General features: G+C 62.0%; 13 protein-coding genes and 1 pseudogene. 7 read left to right on the forward strand and 7 right to left on the reverse strand.

What is annotated here, in order from left to right; all coding sequences use genetic code 11:
• Positions 1-36: 36 nt before the first annotated feature.
• From EDC35_RS15035 to EDC35_RS15045, 3 genes are all read left to right on the forward strand, one after another.
• Positions 37-1074 carry a type IV pilus twitching motility protein PilT gene (locus tag EDC35_RS15035; protein ID WP_132978072.1) on the forward strand — a complete coding sequence of 346 codons (1038 nt, stop codon included), beginning with the start codon at positions 37-39 and terminating at the stop codon, positions 1072-1074.
• Between the two features lie 219 nt (positions 1075-1293).
• Complete coding sequence (locus EDC35_RS15040; RefSeq protein ID WP_132978073.1) at positions 1294-2454, forward strand: PilT/PilU family type 4a pilus ATPase; 1161 nt, start codon at positions 1294-1296, stop codon at positions 2452-2454.
• Between the two features lie 93 nt (positions 2455-2547).
• Positions 2548-3240: a nitroreductase gene (locus EDC35_RS15045; RefSeq protein WP_132978074.1), complete on the forward strand. Its 693-nt coding sequence runs from the start codon at positions 2548-2550 to the stop codon at positions 3238-3240.
• 102 nt (positions 3241-3342) lie between these two features.
• Here EDC35_RS15045 and soxZ read toward each other — a convergent pair whose 3' ends face one another.
• From soxZ to EDC35_RS15060, 3 genes are read right to left on the reverse strand one after another with little or no spacing between them, the layout of a single operon-like run.
• Complete coding sequence (soxZ, locus tag EDC35_RS15050) at positions 3343-3654, reverse strand: thiosulfate oxidation carrier complex protein SoxZ (protein WP_132978075.1); 312 nt, start codon at positions 3652-3654, stop codon at positions 3343-3345.
• A 45-nt stretch (positions 3655-3699) separates the two neighbouring features.
• Complete coding sequence (gene soxY, locus EDC35_RS15055) at positions 3700-4167, reverse strand: thiosulfate oxidation carrier protein SoxY (protein WP_132978076.1); 468 nt, start codon at positions 4165-4167, stop codon at positions 3700-3702.
• A 56-nt stretch (positions 4168-4223) separates the two neighbouring features.
• Positions 4224-5597, reverse strand: a complete 1374-nt coding sequence (locus tag EDC35_RS15060) for a M48 family metalloprotease (protein ID WP_243651697.1) — start codon at positions 5595-5597, stop codon at positions 4224-4226.
• Positions 5598-6003: 406 nt separating this feature from the next.
• Between EDC35_RS15060 and EDC35_RS15065 the strand changes: the two genes are divergently transcribed.
• Positions 6004-6201 carry an Alvin_2107 family globule sulfur oxidation protein gene (locus EDC35_RS15065; RefSeq protein WP_132978078.1) on the forward strand — a complete coding sequence of 66 codons (198 nt, stop codon included), beginning with the start codon at positions 6004-6006 and terminating at the stop codon, positions 6199-6201.
• Positions 6202-6252: 51 nt separating this feature from the next.
• Here the strand turns inward: EDC35_RS15065 and EDC35_RS15070 are convergent, their stop codons facing one another.
• The gene (locus EDC35_RS15070) at positions 6253-8748 is read right to left on the reverse strand and encodes an ABC transporter permease (protein ID WP_132978079.1); all 2496 of its coding nucleotides are present in this window, start codon (positions 8746-8748) and stop codon (positions 6253-6255) included.
• A complete protein-coding gene (locus EDC35_RS15075; RefSeq protein WP_132978080.1) occupies positions 8745-9425 on the reverse strand; it encodes an ABC transporter ATP-binding protein in 681 nt (226 codons plus the stop codon). Before EDC35_RS15075 ends, EDC35_RS15070 begins: the two co-directional genes overlap by 4 nt.
• Here EDC35_RS15075 and EDC35_RS15080 point away from each other — a divergent pair.
• The 3 genes and pseudogenes from EDC35_RS15080 (at position 9424) to EDC35_RS15090 (ending at position 11396) form a co-directional block, all read left to right on the forward strand.
• Entirely contained in the window at positions 9424-10050 is a 627-nt protein-coding gene (locus tag EDC35_RS15080; RefSeq protein WP_132978081.1) for an arylesterase, read from the forward strand. The genes EDC35_RS15075 and EDC35_RS15080 overlap by 2 nt on opposite strands.
• Before the next feature lies 1 nt (position 10051).
• Positions 10052-10222 (forward strand): annotated as a pseudogene (locus EDC35_RS15085) (PD-(D/E)XK nuclease family protein); the annotation flags it as partial.
• Positions 10223-10268: 46 nt separating this feature from the next.
• Entirely contained in the window at positions 10269-11396 is a 1128-nt protein-coding gene (locus EDC35_RS15090) for an NAD(P)/FAD-dependent oxidoreductase (RefSeq protein WP_132978083.1), read from the forward strand.
• A 165-nt stretch (positions 11397-11561) separates the two neighbouring features.
• Here the strand turns inward: EDC35_RS15090 and secF are convergent, their stop codons facing one another.
• Both secF and secD read right to left on the reverse strand, forming a co-directional pair.
• On the reverse strand, positions 11562-12497 hold the full coding sequence (secF, locus tag EDC35_RS15095) for a protein translocase subunit SecF (protein ID WP_132978084.1): 936 nt from the start codon (positions 12495-12497) through the stop codon (positions 11562-11564).
• A gap of 11 nt (positions 12498-12508) precedes the next feature.
• Positions 12509-14365: a protein translocase subunit SecD gene (gene secD / locus EDC35_RS15100; protein ID WP_132978085.1), complete on the reverse strand. Its 1857-nt coding sequence runs from the start codon at positions 14363-14365 to the stop codon at positions 12509-12511.
• Positions 14366-14478 lie beyond the last annotated feature (113 nt).

Below are 14478 nucleotides of genomic sequence, written 5' to 3' on the forward strand. Positions count from 1 at the left end.
CCCCATCCGTCGAACTGGCCACTACTGGAGTAAGTCGTGGATATCGCCGAACTACTTGCCTTCAGCGTCAAGAACAACGCCTCCGACCTGCATCTGTCAGCCGGTCTGCCACCCATGATTCGTGTCGATGGCGACATGCGCCGGATCAATGTCCCAGCCCTGGAACATCGCTCCGTCCATTCGCTGGTCTACGACATCATGAACGACAAGCAGCGCAAGGATTACGAGGAATTCCTGGAGACCGACTTCTCCTTCGAGATTCCGGGTGTCGCGCGTTTTCGTGTCAATGCCTTCAACCAGAAACGTGGCGCGGGCGCGGTCTTCCGGACCATTCCATCGAAGGTTCTGAGCCTGGAGGACATCAAGGCGCCGGCCAGTTTCAAGGACATCGTCAACGTCCCGCGCGGGCTGGTGCTCGTCACCGGTCCCACCGGCTCGGGCAAGTCCACCACGCTGGCGGCGATGGTGGACTATCTCAACGACAACGAATATGCCCATATCCTCACCATTGAGGATCCGATCGAGTTCGTACATACCAGCAAGAAATGTCTGGTCAACCAGCGCGAGGTCCACAAGGACACGCTGGGCTTCAGCGAGGCGCTGCGCTCGGCGCTGCGTCAGGATCCGGACATCATCCTGGTCGGCGAGATGCGCGACCTGGAGACCATCCGGCTCGCGCTCACCGCCGCTGAGACCGGGCATCTGGTGTTCGGCACCCTGCACACCACCTCGGCAGCCAAGACCATCGACCGTATCATCGACGTTTTCCCGGCGGCTGAGAAAGACATGGTGCGCGCCATGCTCTCCGAATCGCTGCGCTCGGTCATTGCCCAGACACTCCTGAAGAAGACCGGCGGCGGTCGGGTCGCGGCGCATGAAATCATGATCGGCACCCCTGCCATCCGTAACCTCATCCGCGAGGCCAAGGTCGCGCAGATGTATTCGGCCATCCAGACCGGCCAGGCGCACGGCATGCAGACCCTTGATCAGAATCTCAAGGATCTGTTGCAGAAGGGGCTGATCTCGCGCAAGGACGCCCGCTCGAAGGCGCAGAACAAGGAGAGCTTCGAATAAACCGCGCCCAGTGCGATAAACGTCGTTTCATGGCTCTTCAACTGGCTTTGCGTCACGACGGACGTTCGGTTGGGCGCGGTTTAAATATTTAAAAATAAATAATTTAAACCGCGTCGATGCCGACGTTGCAGATGGATGCCAAACTGGCTGACCACTGAAAACGAGGCATACCATGATGGACGCGGTTTAACTGCCAACTTTTTTCGAGCGAGGTTGACGATGGATCTCAAGCGTGCGCTGGAGCAATTATTAGGAGCCCTGGTCGAGAAAAAGGGGTCGGACCTGTTCATTACCTCAGGTCGTCCACCCAGTATCAAAATCGATGGAACCATTCATTCCGCCGCCAAGCAGGCATTGTCCGCCGATCAGGCGCGGGGCATGGTCTACGAGATCATGAACGAACGGCAGCGCGCCGAGTTCGAGGACACCAAGGAATGCCAGTTCGCCATCGATCGCTCACCGCTCGGGCGGTTTCGCGTCAGCGCCTTTGTGCAGCGCGAATCCGCCGGCATGGTGCTGCGCCGGATTGAGACCCGTATCCCGACCCTGGAAGAACTCAAGCTGCCCTCGATCCTGCGCGATCTGGCCCTGATCAAGCGCGGCATGGTGATCTTCGTCGGCGCGACCGGCACCGGCAAATCCACCTCGCTGGCGGCGCTGGTCGGTTATCGCAATCGTCAGACGACCGGCCACATCATCACGGTCGAGGATCCCATCGAGTTCGTGCATGAGCATGACGGCTGCATCATCACCCAGCGCGAAGTCGGGGTGGATACCGAATCCTTCGAGGTCGCCCTGCGCAATACCCTGCGTCAGGCGCCCGATGTCATCCTGATCGGCGAGATCCGCACCCGCGCCACCATGGAATATGCCATCACCTTCGCCGAGACCGGTCATCTGGTGCTGGCGACGCTGCACGCCAACAACGCCAATCAGGCGATGGACCGCATCATCAGCTTCTTCCCCGAAGACTCGCGCGACCAGATGCTGTTGGATCTGTCGCTGAACCTCAAGGCCGTGGTCGCCCAGCAGCTCATCCCGCGCAAGAGCGGTCAGGGACGGCGTGCGGTGATCGAAGTCCTGCTCAACACCCCGCTGGCTGCCGATCTCATCCGCAAGGGCGAGGTGTCCAAGCTCAAGGAGTTGATGAAACAGTCCGCTGAACAGGGCATGGTCACCTTCGACCAGGCGCTGTTCAATCTCTATGAAGAAGGCGAAATCAGCTACGAGGACGCACTCCGCTACGCCGATTCGGCCAACGAGGTACGGCTCGTCATCAAGTTGCAGGGGCGCGGCGCCCAACAGGCGGCGGCGGAACGCTCCGGCATTGGCGACATCTCGCTGATTCAGAAGGATGAAGTGAAAAAGCCGACTCGTTGAACCCTACCCAGTGCGGTATGCGATTTCCTGCCGACTCGCCTCACTGGGAAGCCGTTGTATTTTCGCCCTTTTTGAAACACGGATTTGTCTGCCATGACCGACTCCCTTCAGTCTGCCGTCGATCAGGTGATCGATAGCCGCTATTCCTGTCGCGCCTTCACCGCCTCGCCAGTCTCCCAGGACATCCTCGAAGATCTGCTCCGACTGGCGGCGCGGGCGCCCTCCGGGACCAACATCCAGCCGTGGAAAACCTGGGTCGTGACCGGCGACAGCAAGGTGCGTCTCAGCGAACGTCTGCTGGCGGCCTTCGACGATCCCGAGGAGGCCGCCACCCACAGCGATCCCTATCCCTACTATCCCAGGCAATGGGTGTCGCCCTATCTTGAGCGCCGCCGTCAAGTGGGGTTCGAGCTGTACGCGCTACTGGGGATTCAGAAAGGCGATGCCAAACGCATGCATGAGCAGCATGGCCGCAACTATCGCTTTTTCGATGCGCCGGTGGCCTTGCTGTTCACCCTCGACACCCTGATGGAGCAGGGCAGTTGGCTCGACTACGGCATGTTTCTCCAGACCCTCATGCTGGCGGCCAGGGCGCGCGGTCTGGACACCTGTCCGCAGGTCTCGGTGATTCATTTCCACCGTATCATTCGCGAGCATCTGGGCATCCCGGAGACGGAAATGCTCATTTGCGGCATGGCGCTGGGTTATGCCGATCCCGATGCCCCCGAAAACCGGCTGCGCACGCCCCGTGCACCGCTCGACGAATGGGTGCGTTTTGTATCGTGATGTCGGGATGCTGCCAGTCGCTCGGGAGCCCACCGAGGATTTCCGTTTCAAGCACAACGGACTGAAAAGCTGTCGTGAGACAAGGGTGCGGTGTGATCCGCTTCAGCTGATCAGGGCGGTTGCGCGTTCGGTTTTGCCCTGGTTGTCCGTCCAGATGATTTCGACCGGATCACCGACCGCACCGCCTTTGAATTTGAACGACAGATAGGGATTTTTGGACACGCCACCGTTCCAGGAGGCGGTCAGGACGATCCGATCTTTGGTCTTGCAGATCACTTCCTGGATGAAATGGGCGGCGATGAGGTCGCCGGTCTTGCTGTCCTTGCGTTGACCATTTTCCATCGGGTGGCTCATCAGGCATTTGACCGTGGTTTCGTCGCCGCTCAATTTGGCGCGGATCTTCATCTCTGACATGGTCTCTTCTCGCTATTGCAGTGCTGGATGCGCATCTGACCCGTCTCAGCAGCCACCAACCGTGACCTTGACGTTTTGTGCGTTTTTATAAAGCCTGTCGCCCGCCCGCACTACCGCGATCACATCCGAGGTCTTGGCCATCTTGATGCGGGTGGAGACAAAGGGCATGGCAGATTCGGCCAGCTCGAACGAGGCGACCAGCGGAATGGGGTTATCGACGGCGATGATGGAAATAGAGGTGACGCCGGGCAGATCGGTTTCGACCGTGACTGGGACCACGGCGCCATTCTCGGCAATATCCGGCACCTTGATCTTGATGCGCGCACTCATCTCAGCGGTCTCGCTGCCGAGCAGCTTGGTCAGTGCCGTCGGGACATCCCGAGCCTGAAAGGCCGCTGCGTTCCAGTCAGCGAGTGCCTGACCGGGCCTGAGCAGGCCCGCCCCGACGGCGACGCCAACGGAACCGGCGGCGAGCGAGCCTTTCAGCAGTGTTCGGCGTTTTGAATCGGTCATCTGGATCTCCTGTGGTGAATACTTCGCGCCTTTGCGGTTTAAAAATCCCAACGGGATCAAGGGCGATCTTTTCCGCGCTTTTTCTGCTCGCTTTTTTCCTCCTTCCAGGTTTCGAGCCGCGCTTGGATCTGTGCCGCATCGGCATAGGGAATATCGCGCTGGCGCAGCGCAACCTCAAGCTGACGGATGGCCGGTTCGAGATCGCCTTCGGCATAGAGCTTTTCGGCCCGGAAGCGATGGGTGGCGGCCTGATTGCCGGCCCGCATCGCGGACTGTTCGAGCAGACCGTAGAGCGCGGAGTTACCCGGACGCAGGCGGGCCACGGCGGAGAGTTCGCTCATCGCCTGGGTCGGCTTGCCGCTGCTCATGAGCGCTTCGGCATAGGCGATACGCAGGGGCCAGTTGTCGGACGACAGACTGATTGCCTGCTTGAGCGTTTTCAATGCCTGTTCGGCGCGTCCCTGTTTGAGATCAAGCCGGGCGTTGAGGGTCACGAACTCAGTCAGGCTGGGATGGGCGGCGAGCAGTCTGGTGGTTTCTGCCTGGGCCTCGGCGAATTTGCCCGCGCGTTCCAGCGCCAGGGCATAGCCATAGCGTTCGGCGGTTTCGTTGCGATGACGACCTTCGCGCAGGGTGTTGCCGAAATGCGCGACCGACTGTTCCGCGCGACTGTAGGCGCGTTCACGCAGCGCCGCGCGCGCCAGTTGGAAACGCAGACTGTCCGGTCGCTGGCGTGCGCCAAAGTCCCCCGCCCGGCCAAGCGCGTCGGCGATGCGGTTGGCGTTGACCGGATGGGTGCGCAGAAACTCAGGTGCATTGTTCTCATAGAGCCGGCTCGATCTGGCGAGACGCTCGAAGAAGCCGGCCATCGCATAGGGATCGTAGCCGGCCTGTGCCAGCGTCGTGATACCGAGATGATCGGCCTCTTTCTCATTGTCGCGGGTGAAATTGATCTGGCGCTGGATGGCAGCCGCCTGGATGCCGGCTATCGCCGCCATGCCGGCATCCGATGACACCTGAGCGCCCAGAATGGCGGCGGCAATCAGCAGGGCCGTGGCCGGGATGGCGAGCTTGCTCTGATCCTCGACGCCGCGCATCAGATGACGCTGGGTGACATGGGCGATTTCGTGCGCCATGACGGCGGCCAGTTCGCTCTCGGTCTCCGCCGCCAGGATGAGACCGGCATAGACGCCGATATAGCCGCCTGGACCGGCAAAGGCATTGACCACGGGTTCGTCGATGACGAAGAAGGTGAAACTGCCGGTGGCGTCGCGATCGGCCGCGAGCAGGGCGCGGCCCAGTGATTCGATGTAACTGGTCAGCAGTGGATCATCCAGCACTGGCAGAGACTCGCGCACGCTGCGCATGAACGCCTTGCCGAGCCGTGATTCGGCACCCGTGGACAGGATGGCGTCAGATGAGCTGCCCATGTCCGGAAGATCGAACGATTGAGCCGACGCCTGACTGAGACAGACCAGCGTCAGTGCGCCGGTTGCAAACAGGGAACGTCTGATCCAATGGGTGAAGGGAGTCATGGTCATGATGTGGGTAAGATGTTCGTCCGGCCCTTGAGTTCCAGTCGTCGCAGTTGTCAGGCGGTGTCTGGTGGGGACACCAAAGCCACTGTCATCATGGCCTGCAATGATGGAAAAACAATGCACTGGGGTGGATCTGAGGTCAAGTCCGGCAGCCACCGTCTTTAGCATGCTCTCGGTGATTTAAAAAATCACTGTATGCTTATATCCTTCTCGACTCGACCATCCAGGTCGCCAGCCTGACTGTACGACATGAACGAAGGCTTTACCCAAACCTAAAAGAGCCCGGAGGAGACCGCGCATGAACCCGTTTTACTATGATGCCGTGACCAGAATGGAGCAGAGCCATGTCGATGACGACTATATCCAGGGCTGGCAATGCGGCTTTCTCCAGAACCCCAAACGTGAGGAACAGCGTCTGACCGACGCCTATGAAGCGGGTTACAGCGACGGCGAGGAGAAAAACAGCGATAACTTCGCCGAGTGGGTCCGGGCCTGAACCGGATTCAGGCCGGCATCAGCCGGACGGAGCGATCCGCCCGGTTGATTGCTATCCCGCCCGCCGCAGCGTCTGCAACGGTGGGCGGATCAGTAGCGGATAGGTGGCCAGTGTCCCCGCCAGCCCGATCAATAACCCCGAACCAAACACACCGATCAGCCACAGCGTCGGGTTGAAACTGAATTCCAGCTCGAATAACTGCTCGGCCAGCAGCCAGCCGGTGGTCTCGGCAAAGACCGACGCCAGCAACCCTGCCAACAGACCCGCCGCTGTGAACTCGACCGCCAGACTGCTGAGAAGCGCCCGGCGTCCGGCACCCAGGGTGCGCAGGATGCCATGCTCGACCCGCCGGTCTTCCAGGCTCGCCTGAATCCCTGCGTACATCACCAGCAGCCCCGCAATCAGGGTAAAGAGAAAGACATATTCCACCGCCAGCACGCCCCGGTCGATCACCTGTCGCACCTGTTTCAGGATGGCGTCCACATCGAGTGGGGTCACGCTCGGAAAGCGCCGCGTCAGTTCGGGGATGACCGACTCGCGGTCGGCGGACAGATGGAAGCTGGTGATGAAGGTTGCCGGCTCGTTGCCAAGCAGCGCGGGCGAGGCGCTGACGAAGAAATTGACGTTGAAGCTGTCCCACTTGACCTCGCGCAGACTGGTCACCGGACCGCTGACCTCATGTCCCGAGACCCAGAACACCAGCTCGTCGCCCAGCTTGATGCCGAGCGTTTCGGCGATCCCCTGCTCGACCGAGAACTGTGGCGGCGCCTTGGCGTCCGGCCACCAGTCACCGGCGACGATGCGGTTGTCCGGCTGGGGTTTCTCGCCATAGCTGAGATTGAACTCGCGGGTGGCGAGCCGCTCGGCGCGCGGGTTCTCGTACTCGGTCGGTTTCACCTCGCGCCCGGCGATGCGGATCAAACGCCCCCGGATCATCGGATAGAGTTCGTTCTCATCAATATCCCGTTCGCGCAGAAATGCCCGCAGCGGCTCGACTTCATGCGGCTGGATGTTGATGAGGAAATAATTGGGCGCATTGACCGGCAGGCTGTCCTGCCAGGCGCGCAGCAGATCGACGCGCACCACGGCGAGCAGCAGCAGGGCCAGGATGCCGATCCCGAAGCCTGCGATCTGGAGCACCGCGCCGCTCGGACGCCGCGCCAGTGCGGCCAGACCGAGCCGCCAGACACCCCGGCTGCGCCCGGCCAGTCCGCCCGCAAGCCGCACCAGCAGCAGGACCGCACCGATCAGGCTGACCAGTGCACCGAGCACGCCGGCCAGCAGTTTCCAGGCCAGCGCGAAGTTATCGGCCTGCCAGAAAATCAACAGCGACAGCGCCAAACCGGCGGCGGCCAGCGTCAGCGCGGCTGAGGTGCGGGGTGTCCCCAGATCGCGCCGCAGCGCGCGCAGCGGCGACACCTTCGCCAGTTGCACCAGTGGCGGCACCGCGAAGCCGAGCAGCGCAATCATCCCGGTAGCGACACCGACCAGGATGGGCGCGAGCGATGGCGACGGGAGATCGGACGGGAACCAGCCCGAGAGCGCGGCGACCAGTCCGGCCTGACCGAGCCAGCCGAGCAGACAGCCGAGCAGGCTGGCGATCAAACCGAAGAGCACCAGCCGCAGGACGAAGACCCGCATCAACAGGTGTCGCGGCGCGCCCAGACAGCGCATGACGGCCACGGCGTCGGTCTGGCGCTCCACCAGACGATGACTGGCGAGCGCGATGGCGGCGCCCGCCACCAGGAGTGTCACCAGGGTCGCCAGCCGGAGAAAACGCGCGGCACGATCCACCGCCGCAGCAAACTCGGGCCGGGCCTCGCGGGCATCGACCAGCGAGGCATTGGGCGGCAGACGCGCGGTCAGCCAGGGCTTGATGTCGGCGATGGTTCGCGCATCGCCAGCCAGCAGGAGTCGATGCGTTACGCGGCTGGCGGGGCCGATGAGCTGCGTCGCCTCCAGATCGGTGCGGTTCATCAGCACGCGCGGGGCGAGATTGAAGAAGCCGCCGCCCTGCGCCGGCTCGTCGCTCAGGATGGCGCCGATCCGCAGTTGCGTATCGCCGACGCCGAGCGGATCACCGATCCCGATGTCGAGCAGGCGCAGCAGACGCGATTCGACCCAGACCTCGCCCGCTGGCGGCCCGGCGGCGATAGTGCGATCCGGGCTGTCGAAACCATCGCGTAAGCGCAACTGACCGCGCAGCGGATAGGCGGGATCGACGGCCTTGATCTGCACCAGTTGCGGTCCCCGGTCGGCAACCACGACACTGCGAAATTCCAGCGTGCGCGCGCTGACCAGACCCATTCGGTCAGACTCGGCCTGAAAGGTATCGGGAAGCGACGAAGACGACTCGACCGCGAGATCGGCGGCGATGAGCTCGCTGCCCTGACGATCCATCGTCGCCTCGACGCGGTCGGTGAAAAAGCCCACCGCCGTGATGGATGCCACAGTCAGGATGAGCGCAGCGGACAGGAGATAAAGTTCGCCGCTGCGCCAGTCCTGCCGCAGCAGTCGCAGGGTGATGCGCCAGGGTTGGGTTGTCATTTTAAACGCCCGTTCTCCATCGCCAGCCGGCGGTCGCAGCGTTCGGCCAGACGCAGATCGTGCGTGACCAGCACCAGCGCCGCGCCAGCGTCCCGGCGCAGATCGAGCAGCAGGTCGATGATGTGTTCGCCCGTGACCTGATCGAGATTGCCGGTCGGCTCGTCGGCAAAGAGCACGGCGGGACGCGGCGCATAGGCACGGGCGATGGCGACCCGCTGCTGTTCGCCGCCTGAAAGCTGGCGCGGATAGTGTCCGGCGCGTGCGGTCAGACCGACCCGTTCCAGCGCCTCATCGGCGCGGCGTACGGCGCCAGCGGTGCCGGTCAGCTCCAGCGGCAGCAGGATGTTCTCGCGCGCGGTCAGGGTCGGCAGCAACTGGAAGTTCTGGAACACGAACCCAACCCGCCCGCTGCGCAGCTCGGCGCGCCCGTCCTCGTCCAGGTCTGCGATCCGTTGCCCGCACAGCCAGACCTCGCCGGCAGTCGCGTCGTCCAGACCGGCCAGCAGTCCGAGCAGGGTCGATTTGCCTGAGCCGGAGGCGCCGAGAATGGCGACGGCCTCGCCGGCTCCGATCTCCAGATCCAGACCGGCGAGGATGGTCAAGCCACCAGCCGGACCGTTAACATGCTTGCCTAATCCAATCGCTTGCGAGACGGCCTGAGCCGTGGGTGCTGACATGCTCCGTCTACTCCTGATCAATATCCTCTTGTGGCCCGCCACCATCCTGGCGCAGCCACCGGTGATTCTGGTGCTCGGCGACAGCCTGAGCGCCGGGTATGGCATCGCTCGCGAAGCCGGCTGGGTCTGGCTGCTCGACGAGCGTTTGCAACAGCGCGGTTTGGCGTACCAGGTGGTCAATGCCAGCGTCTCTGGCGAGACGACCGCTGGCGGGCTGACGCGGCTGCCGTCATTGCTGGCGCAGCATCGGCCTGATCTGCTGATCATCGAGCTGGGCGCCAATGATGGTCTGCGGGGGTTCGATTATCCGGTTATCCGCGACAATCTGAGCGCGCTCATTCGTCTGGGACGCGAACAGGGCAGCCGGGTTCTGTTGGTTGGGGTGCGTCTGCCGCCCAACTACGGTGCGGCTTACAACCAGGGTTTTCAAGCCGTGTTTCAGAACCTGAGCGAGACGCTGAAGGTGCCGCTGGTTCCGGATCTGCTCCAAGACGTGGGCGAGCACTGGAATCTGATGCAGGAGGATGGGCTGCATCCGACCGCTGAGGCGCAGGAACGGATTCTGGAGAATGTGTGGCCGGCGCTGGCGCCGCTTCTGGAAATCGCACCAGAGGCGATGAATTGAGTCCGTCGATAAGGCGGGCATGTATATCTTTGAGTTTTACAAGCGTCGGCATGGGCGTCAGGCCAGCCGACTGATCGTGATCTCGCCCATGATCGATGCCCGCGCCGCGAAGCTGGCGGAACGGCTGGGGATCGAAATCTATGGCGATTCGATTGAGGTCGAGGCATTGTAAGTCTGTTTTGAGTCATCGGGCGTCGCCCGCCATCCATGGAGTCGCTATGCATCGCATCACCATCGTCGGTTCCGGCTTCGCTGCCCTGACCGCCATCCAGACCCTGCGCCGATCCAGCGCCAGCCTGGAAATCACTGTTGTCAGTGCGAAGGCTGAATTCGTGTATTACCCCGGACTCATCTGGGTGCCCTGCGGGTTACGCACCGGCGACGATCTGCGGATCGATCTGACGCCGTTTTTCCAACGTATGCGCGTCACCCATTTCGCCGCTGAGGCCACCGGCTTGAGTCAGGATGGACGCATCCTGGAGACCACTGCCGGTCCCGTTGAGAATGACGGACTCATCATCGCCAGTGGCGGGCGGTTCATTAAAAAGCTGCCCGGCATCGAGCATGCCATCACGCCTTGTGAGGGCATCGAAGCGGCCAAGGCCATTCGGGATCGCGTGCGGGCGATGGATGGCGGCAGTATCGCCATGGGCTTCGCCGGCAATCCCAACGAGCCGAGTTCCATGCGTGGGGGGCCGATCTTCGAGTTCCTGTTCGGGATGGACAGCCAGCTGCGCAGTGAGGGACGGCGCGACCGGTTCAACCTGACCTTCTTCACACCCGCCGAGCGTCCCGGCAACCGGCTCGGTCCCAAGGCGGTCGATGCACTGCTGGCCGAGATGAAACGGCGCGGGATCGCGACACATCTGGGTCACAAGCTCAAGGGTTTCTCAGCGAGCAGGGTGACGACCGAGGGCGGCGAGTTTGACGCCGATCTGATCCTTTTCATGCCGGGTCTGACGGGGAACGCCTGGTTCGATCAGACCGATCTGCCGCGCTCGACGGGCGGTCTGCTCCAGGGTGATGCGCACTGCCGGGTGCCCGGCTTCGAGCGGGTCTATGTCGCGGGTGATTCGGGCAGTTTTCCGGGGCCGGACTGGATGCCCAAGCAGGCGCACATGGCGGATCTCCAGGCGCGCACCGCCGCCCGCAATCTGCTGGCGGAGCTTGCCGGACGCGCGCCCGGCAAGACCTTCAGGGTGGAACTCATCTGTATCGTCGATACCAACGACAGCGGCATGCTGGTGGCGCGCAACCGGAAATATAATGTCGTGCTGCCATCGCTGCGCCTCTTCCACTGGCTGAAACGCTTCTTCGAGTGGCAGTATCTGCGGCGGTTTCGTTAGGCGCTTTTCAGGAGAGTGTTTAGCCGCCTGAAATTCTGTCAATGGGACAGGATTAACAGGATGATTCAGGATTAACAGGATTAAAAACAATACCTTGAAAAATCCTGTCCATCCTGGAAAATCCTGTTAATCCTGTCTATATCCAGGATGGCCGCTATGCAACCATCAAGGGAGACTGTCGGCCCCCGCGCCTTCCTTGGGTACCTTGAGCAGGTCGGCGCGGCTCACGCCGAGCACAACGGCGGCAGCGGTCGCGACATAGATGGTGGAATAAGTGCCGAAAACGACGCCAATGATGAGTGCCAGCGAGAATCCTTGCAGGGTGGCGCCACCGAACAGATAAAGTGCGACCACGACCAGCAGCACGGTGCCAGCGGTGATGATGGTACGGGACATGGTTTCATTCACCGACTGGTCCATGATCTCTACCACCGCGCCTTTGCGCATCTTGCGGAAATTCTCGCGCACCCGGTCGAAGACCACGATGGTGTCATTGAGCGAATAACCGATGACCGTCAGCACGGCCGCCAGCACGGTGAGATCGAAATCAAGTCGAAAGACCGAAAAGACGCCCATGACGACAATAGCATCATGCATGGTGGCGGCCACGGCCCCGACCGAGAAGCGCCACTCGAAGCGCAACGCAACATAGAAAAGGATACCAATAAGCGAGAAGAGGACCGCCAGTCCGCTCTGATCCGCCAGTTCCTTGCCTACCTGCGGCCCGACGAACTCGACCCGCCGCAATTCCACCTGATCAGGCGCAGCGGCATTTAATGCCTTGAGCACGCGCTGGCTCAGTTCATTGTCGTTCACATCGCCCTCTGGCGGAATGCGCAGGAGCACATCGCGTGGCGTCCCGAATTGCTGGACCATCACATTGACGAATCCACCCTGAGTCAGCGCCGCGCGGACTTCACCAAGGTCGGCCGATTCCTTGTAGCTGATTTCGATCAGGGTGCCGCCGGTGAAGTCCAGACCGAGATTGAGCCCCTGCACTGCCAGCGAGAGCAGGCTCACAACCATGAGCACGGCGGAAAACACCATCGCTTTGCGACGCTGCGACAGAAAGTTGAAATGGGGAAGTTTGATGACGCGCATGATGGTTTCTCTCAGACAGGCAGGGTCTTCAACCGCTTGCCGCCATACATCCGATTGATGAGTGCGCGGCTACAGGTGATGGCAGTGAACATGGACGTGATCAAGCCGATCGACAGGGTGACGGCAAAGCCCTTGACCGGCCCGGTGCCGAAACTGAACAGCATGAGGGCGGCAATCAGGGTGGTGACGTTGGCATCGACGATGGTCGAAAAGGCTTTATTGAAGCCAGCGGCGATACTTGCCTGAGGCGAACTGCCATTATTCAATTCTTCGCGAATCCGCTCGAAGATCAGCACGTTGGCGTCCACCGCCATACCGACCGTCAGGACCATGCCAGCGATACCCGGCATGGTCAGCGTAGCGCCGAGCATGCCGAGGACGGCCACGATCATCACCAGATTCAGCACCAGTACCAGATTGGCGATCATGCCGAAGGCGCGGTAGTAATAGCCCATGAAGAGCACGACCAGGGCCATGCCGATGAGCACGGACAAAATACCCTGATCGATATTGTCCTGACCCAGGCTGGGGCCGATGGTGCGTTCCTCGACGATCTGGATCGGCGCCGCCAGCGCGCCCGAGCGCAGCAGCAGGGCGGTATTGTGGGCTTCGTTGCTGCTGTCGAGCCCGGTGGTCTGGAAACGGCGACCGAAGGGCTCGCGGATGGAGGCAACGCTGATGACCTCTTCCACCTTGCGGGTGGTCTTGACCGGTTTGCCGTTCACCAGTTCGGTCGTGGTGCGGTTCTCGATGAAGACCACCGCCATCGGCTTGCCGACGTTCTCGGTTGTCACGTCGCGCATCCGCCGCGCGCCGGGGCCGTCGAGGTTGACGAAGACCGCCGGCGTGCCACTCTGGCTGTCGAAGCCGGACGAGGCGTCGGTGATCTGATCGCCGGTAACGATGACCCGGCGCTTGAGCAGGATCGGCTTGCCGTCGCGTTCGTAATAGAGCTTGCTGCCGACCGGCACTCGTCCCGCCACGGCTTCGGCGGCGCTGTGCTCGGTATCGACCAGGCGATATTCGAGGGTGGCGGTCGCGCCGAGAATCTCTTTCAAACGTCCCGGATCCTGCGCGCCCGGCAACTGCACCACGATCCGCCGCTCGCCCTGACGGGCAATGCTGGGTTCGGCAACGCCCAGGGCATTGACGCGATTGCGCAGGGTGGTGATGTTCTGCTCCAGCGCGAAATCCTTGATGCGCTTCTGCTCGGCAGGTGGCAGGTTGGCCTGGATGGCGAACTGATTGTTGTCCTGGCTGACCTGGAGTTGCAGATCGCGAAACTCGCGTCGCAGCACCTTGTCGCCTGCATCACGGCTTTCAGCGTCGTTGAATTTGATCAGGATGGATCCGCCTTCGCGGGTCGCGGTCTGGTAGCGGATCTTGTCATCGCGCAACTGGGTGCGGATGTCGCCGATGTAGCGTTCCAGCGCCTGGTCCAGCGCCGCGTCCATGTCCACGTCGATGACGACATGAATACCGCCGCGCAGATCCAGCCCCAGGTTCATGGGCTTGAGACCCAGCGCACGCATCCAGCCGGGCAGATCAGCCGATTGGGTGAGCGCCGTATGGTAGCTTTTCGACAGGGTGTTCTCGATGACATCCTGCGCCTTGAGCTGATCGCCTGCATTCGCGAAACGAGCCAGGAGTTTGCCGCCCTCCTGCAACTCGATACCCTTGACGGGCGCACCGGCATTTTCCAGCACGGCGCGTACCTCGCCAAGACTGGTCTCGCCGATTTCGGTGCCGCGCGCGGCGGTGATCTCGATCGATGGATCCTGGGAGTAGAGATTCGGCCAGGCCAGCACGAGGCTGGCCAGGATCACGCCCAGGATGAGCAGATTCTTCCACAGGGGATATCGGTTCATTGCAGTTTCAATCTCAACCTGGCTGATCGCCAGAGCATGGGAGGACGGGGGCCGGTCAAGCCGCCAGGCATCGGTGTCTGCCACTTAGGCCGCATCAGCGTTGACGATGCGGC

It is taken from the genome of Thiobaca trueperi (genome assembly GCF_004342175.1).
GTDB classification, from domain to species: domain Bacteria; phylum Pseudomonadota; class Gammaproteobacteria; order Chromatiales; family Chromatiaceae; genus Thiobaca; species Thiobaca trueperi.

Coding starts and splice junctions, on each gene's coding strand:
- EDC35_RS15040 (WP_132978073.1), top strand. CDS start 1,294: ATGGATCTCAAGCGTGCGCTGGAGCAATTATTAGGAGCCCTGGTCGAG.
- EDC35_RS15045 (WP_132978074.1), top strand. CDS start 2,548: ATGACCGACTCCCTTCAGTCTGCCGTCGATCAGGTGATCGATAGCCGC.
- soxZ (WP_132978075.1), bottom strand. CDS start 3,654: ATGTCAGAGATGAAGATCCGCGCCAAATTGAGCGGCGACGAAACCACG.
- soxY (WP_132978076.1), bottom strand. CDS start 4,167: ATGACCGATTCAAAACGCCGAACACTGCTGAAAGGCTCGCTCGCCGCC.
- EDC35_RS15060 (WP_243651697.1), bottom strand. CDS start 5,597: ATGGGCAGCTCATCTGACGCCATCCTGTCCACGGGTGCCGAATCACGG.
- EDC35_RS15065 (WP_132978078.1), top strand. CDS start 6,004: ATGAACCCGTTTTACTATGATGCCGTGACCAGAATGGAGCAGAGCCAT.
- EDC35_RS15070 (WP_132978079.1), bottom strand. CDS start 8,748: ATGACAACCCAACCCTGGCGCATCACCCTGCGACTGCTGCGGCAGGAC.
- EDC35_RS15080 (WP_132978081.1), top strand. CDS start 9,424: ATGCTCCGTCTACTCCTGATCAATATCCTCTTGTGGCCCGCCACCATC.
- EDC35_RS15075 (WP_132978080.1), bottom strand. CDS start 9,425: ATGTCAGCACCCACGGCTCAGGCCGTCTCGCAAGCGATTGGATTAGGC.
- EDC35_RS15090 (WP_132978083.1), top strand. CDS start 10,269: ATGCATCGCATCACCATCGTCGGTTCCGGCTTCGCTGCCCTGACCGCC.
- secF (WP_132978084.1), bottom strand. CDS start 12,497: ATGCGCGTCATCAAACTTCCCCATTTCAACTTTCTGTCGCAGCGTCGC.
- secD (WP_132978085.1), bottom strand. CDS start 14,365: ATGAACCGATATCCCCTGTGGAAGAATCTGCTCATCCTGGGCGTGATC.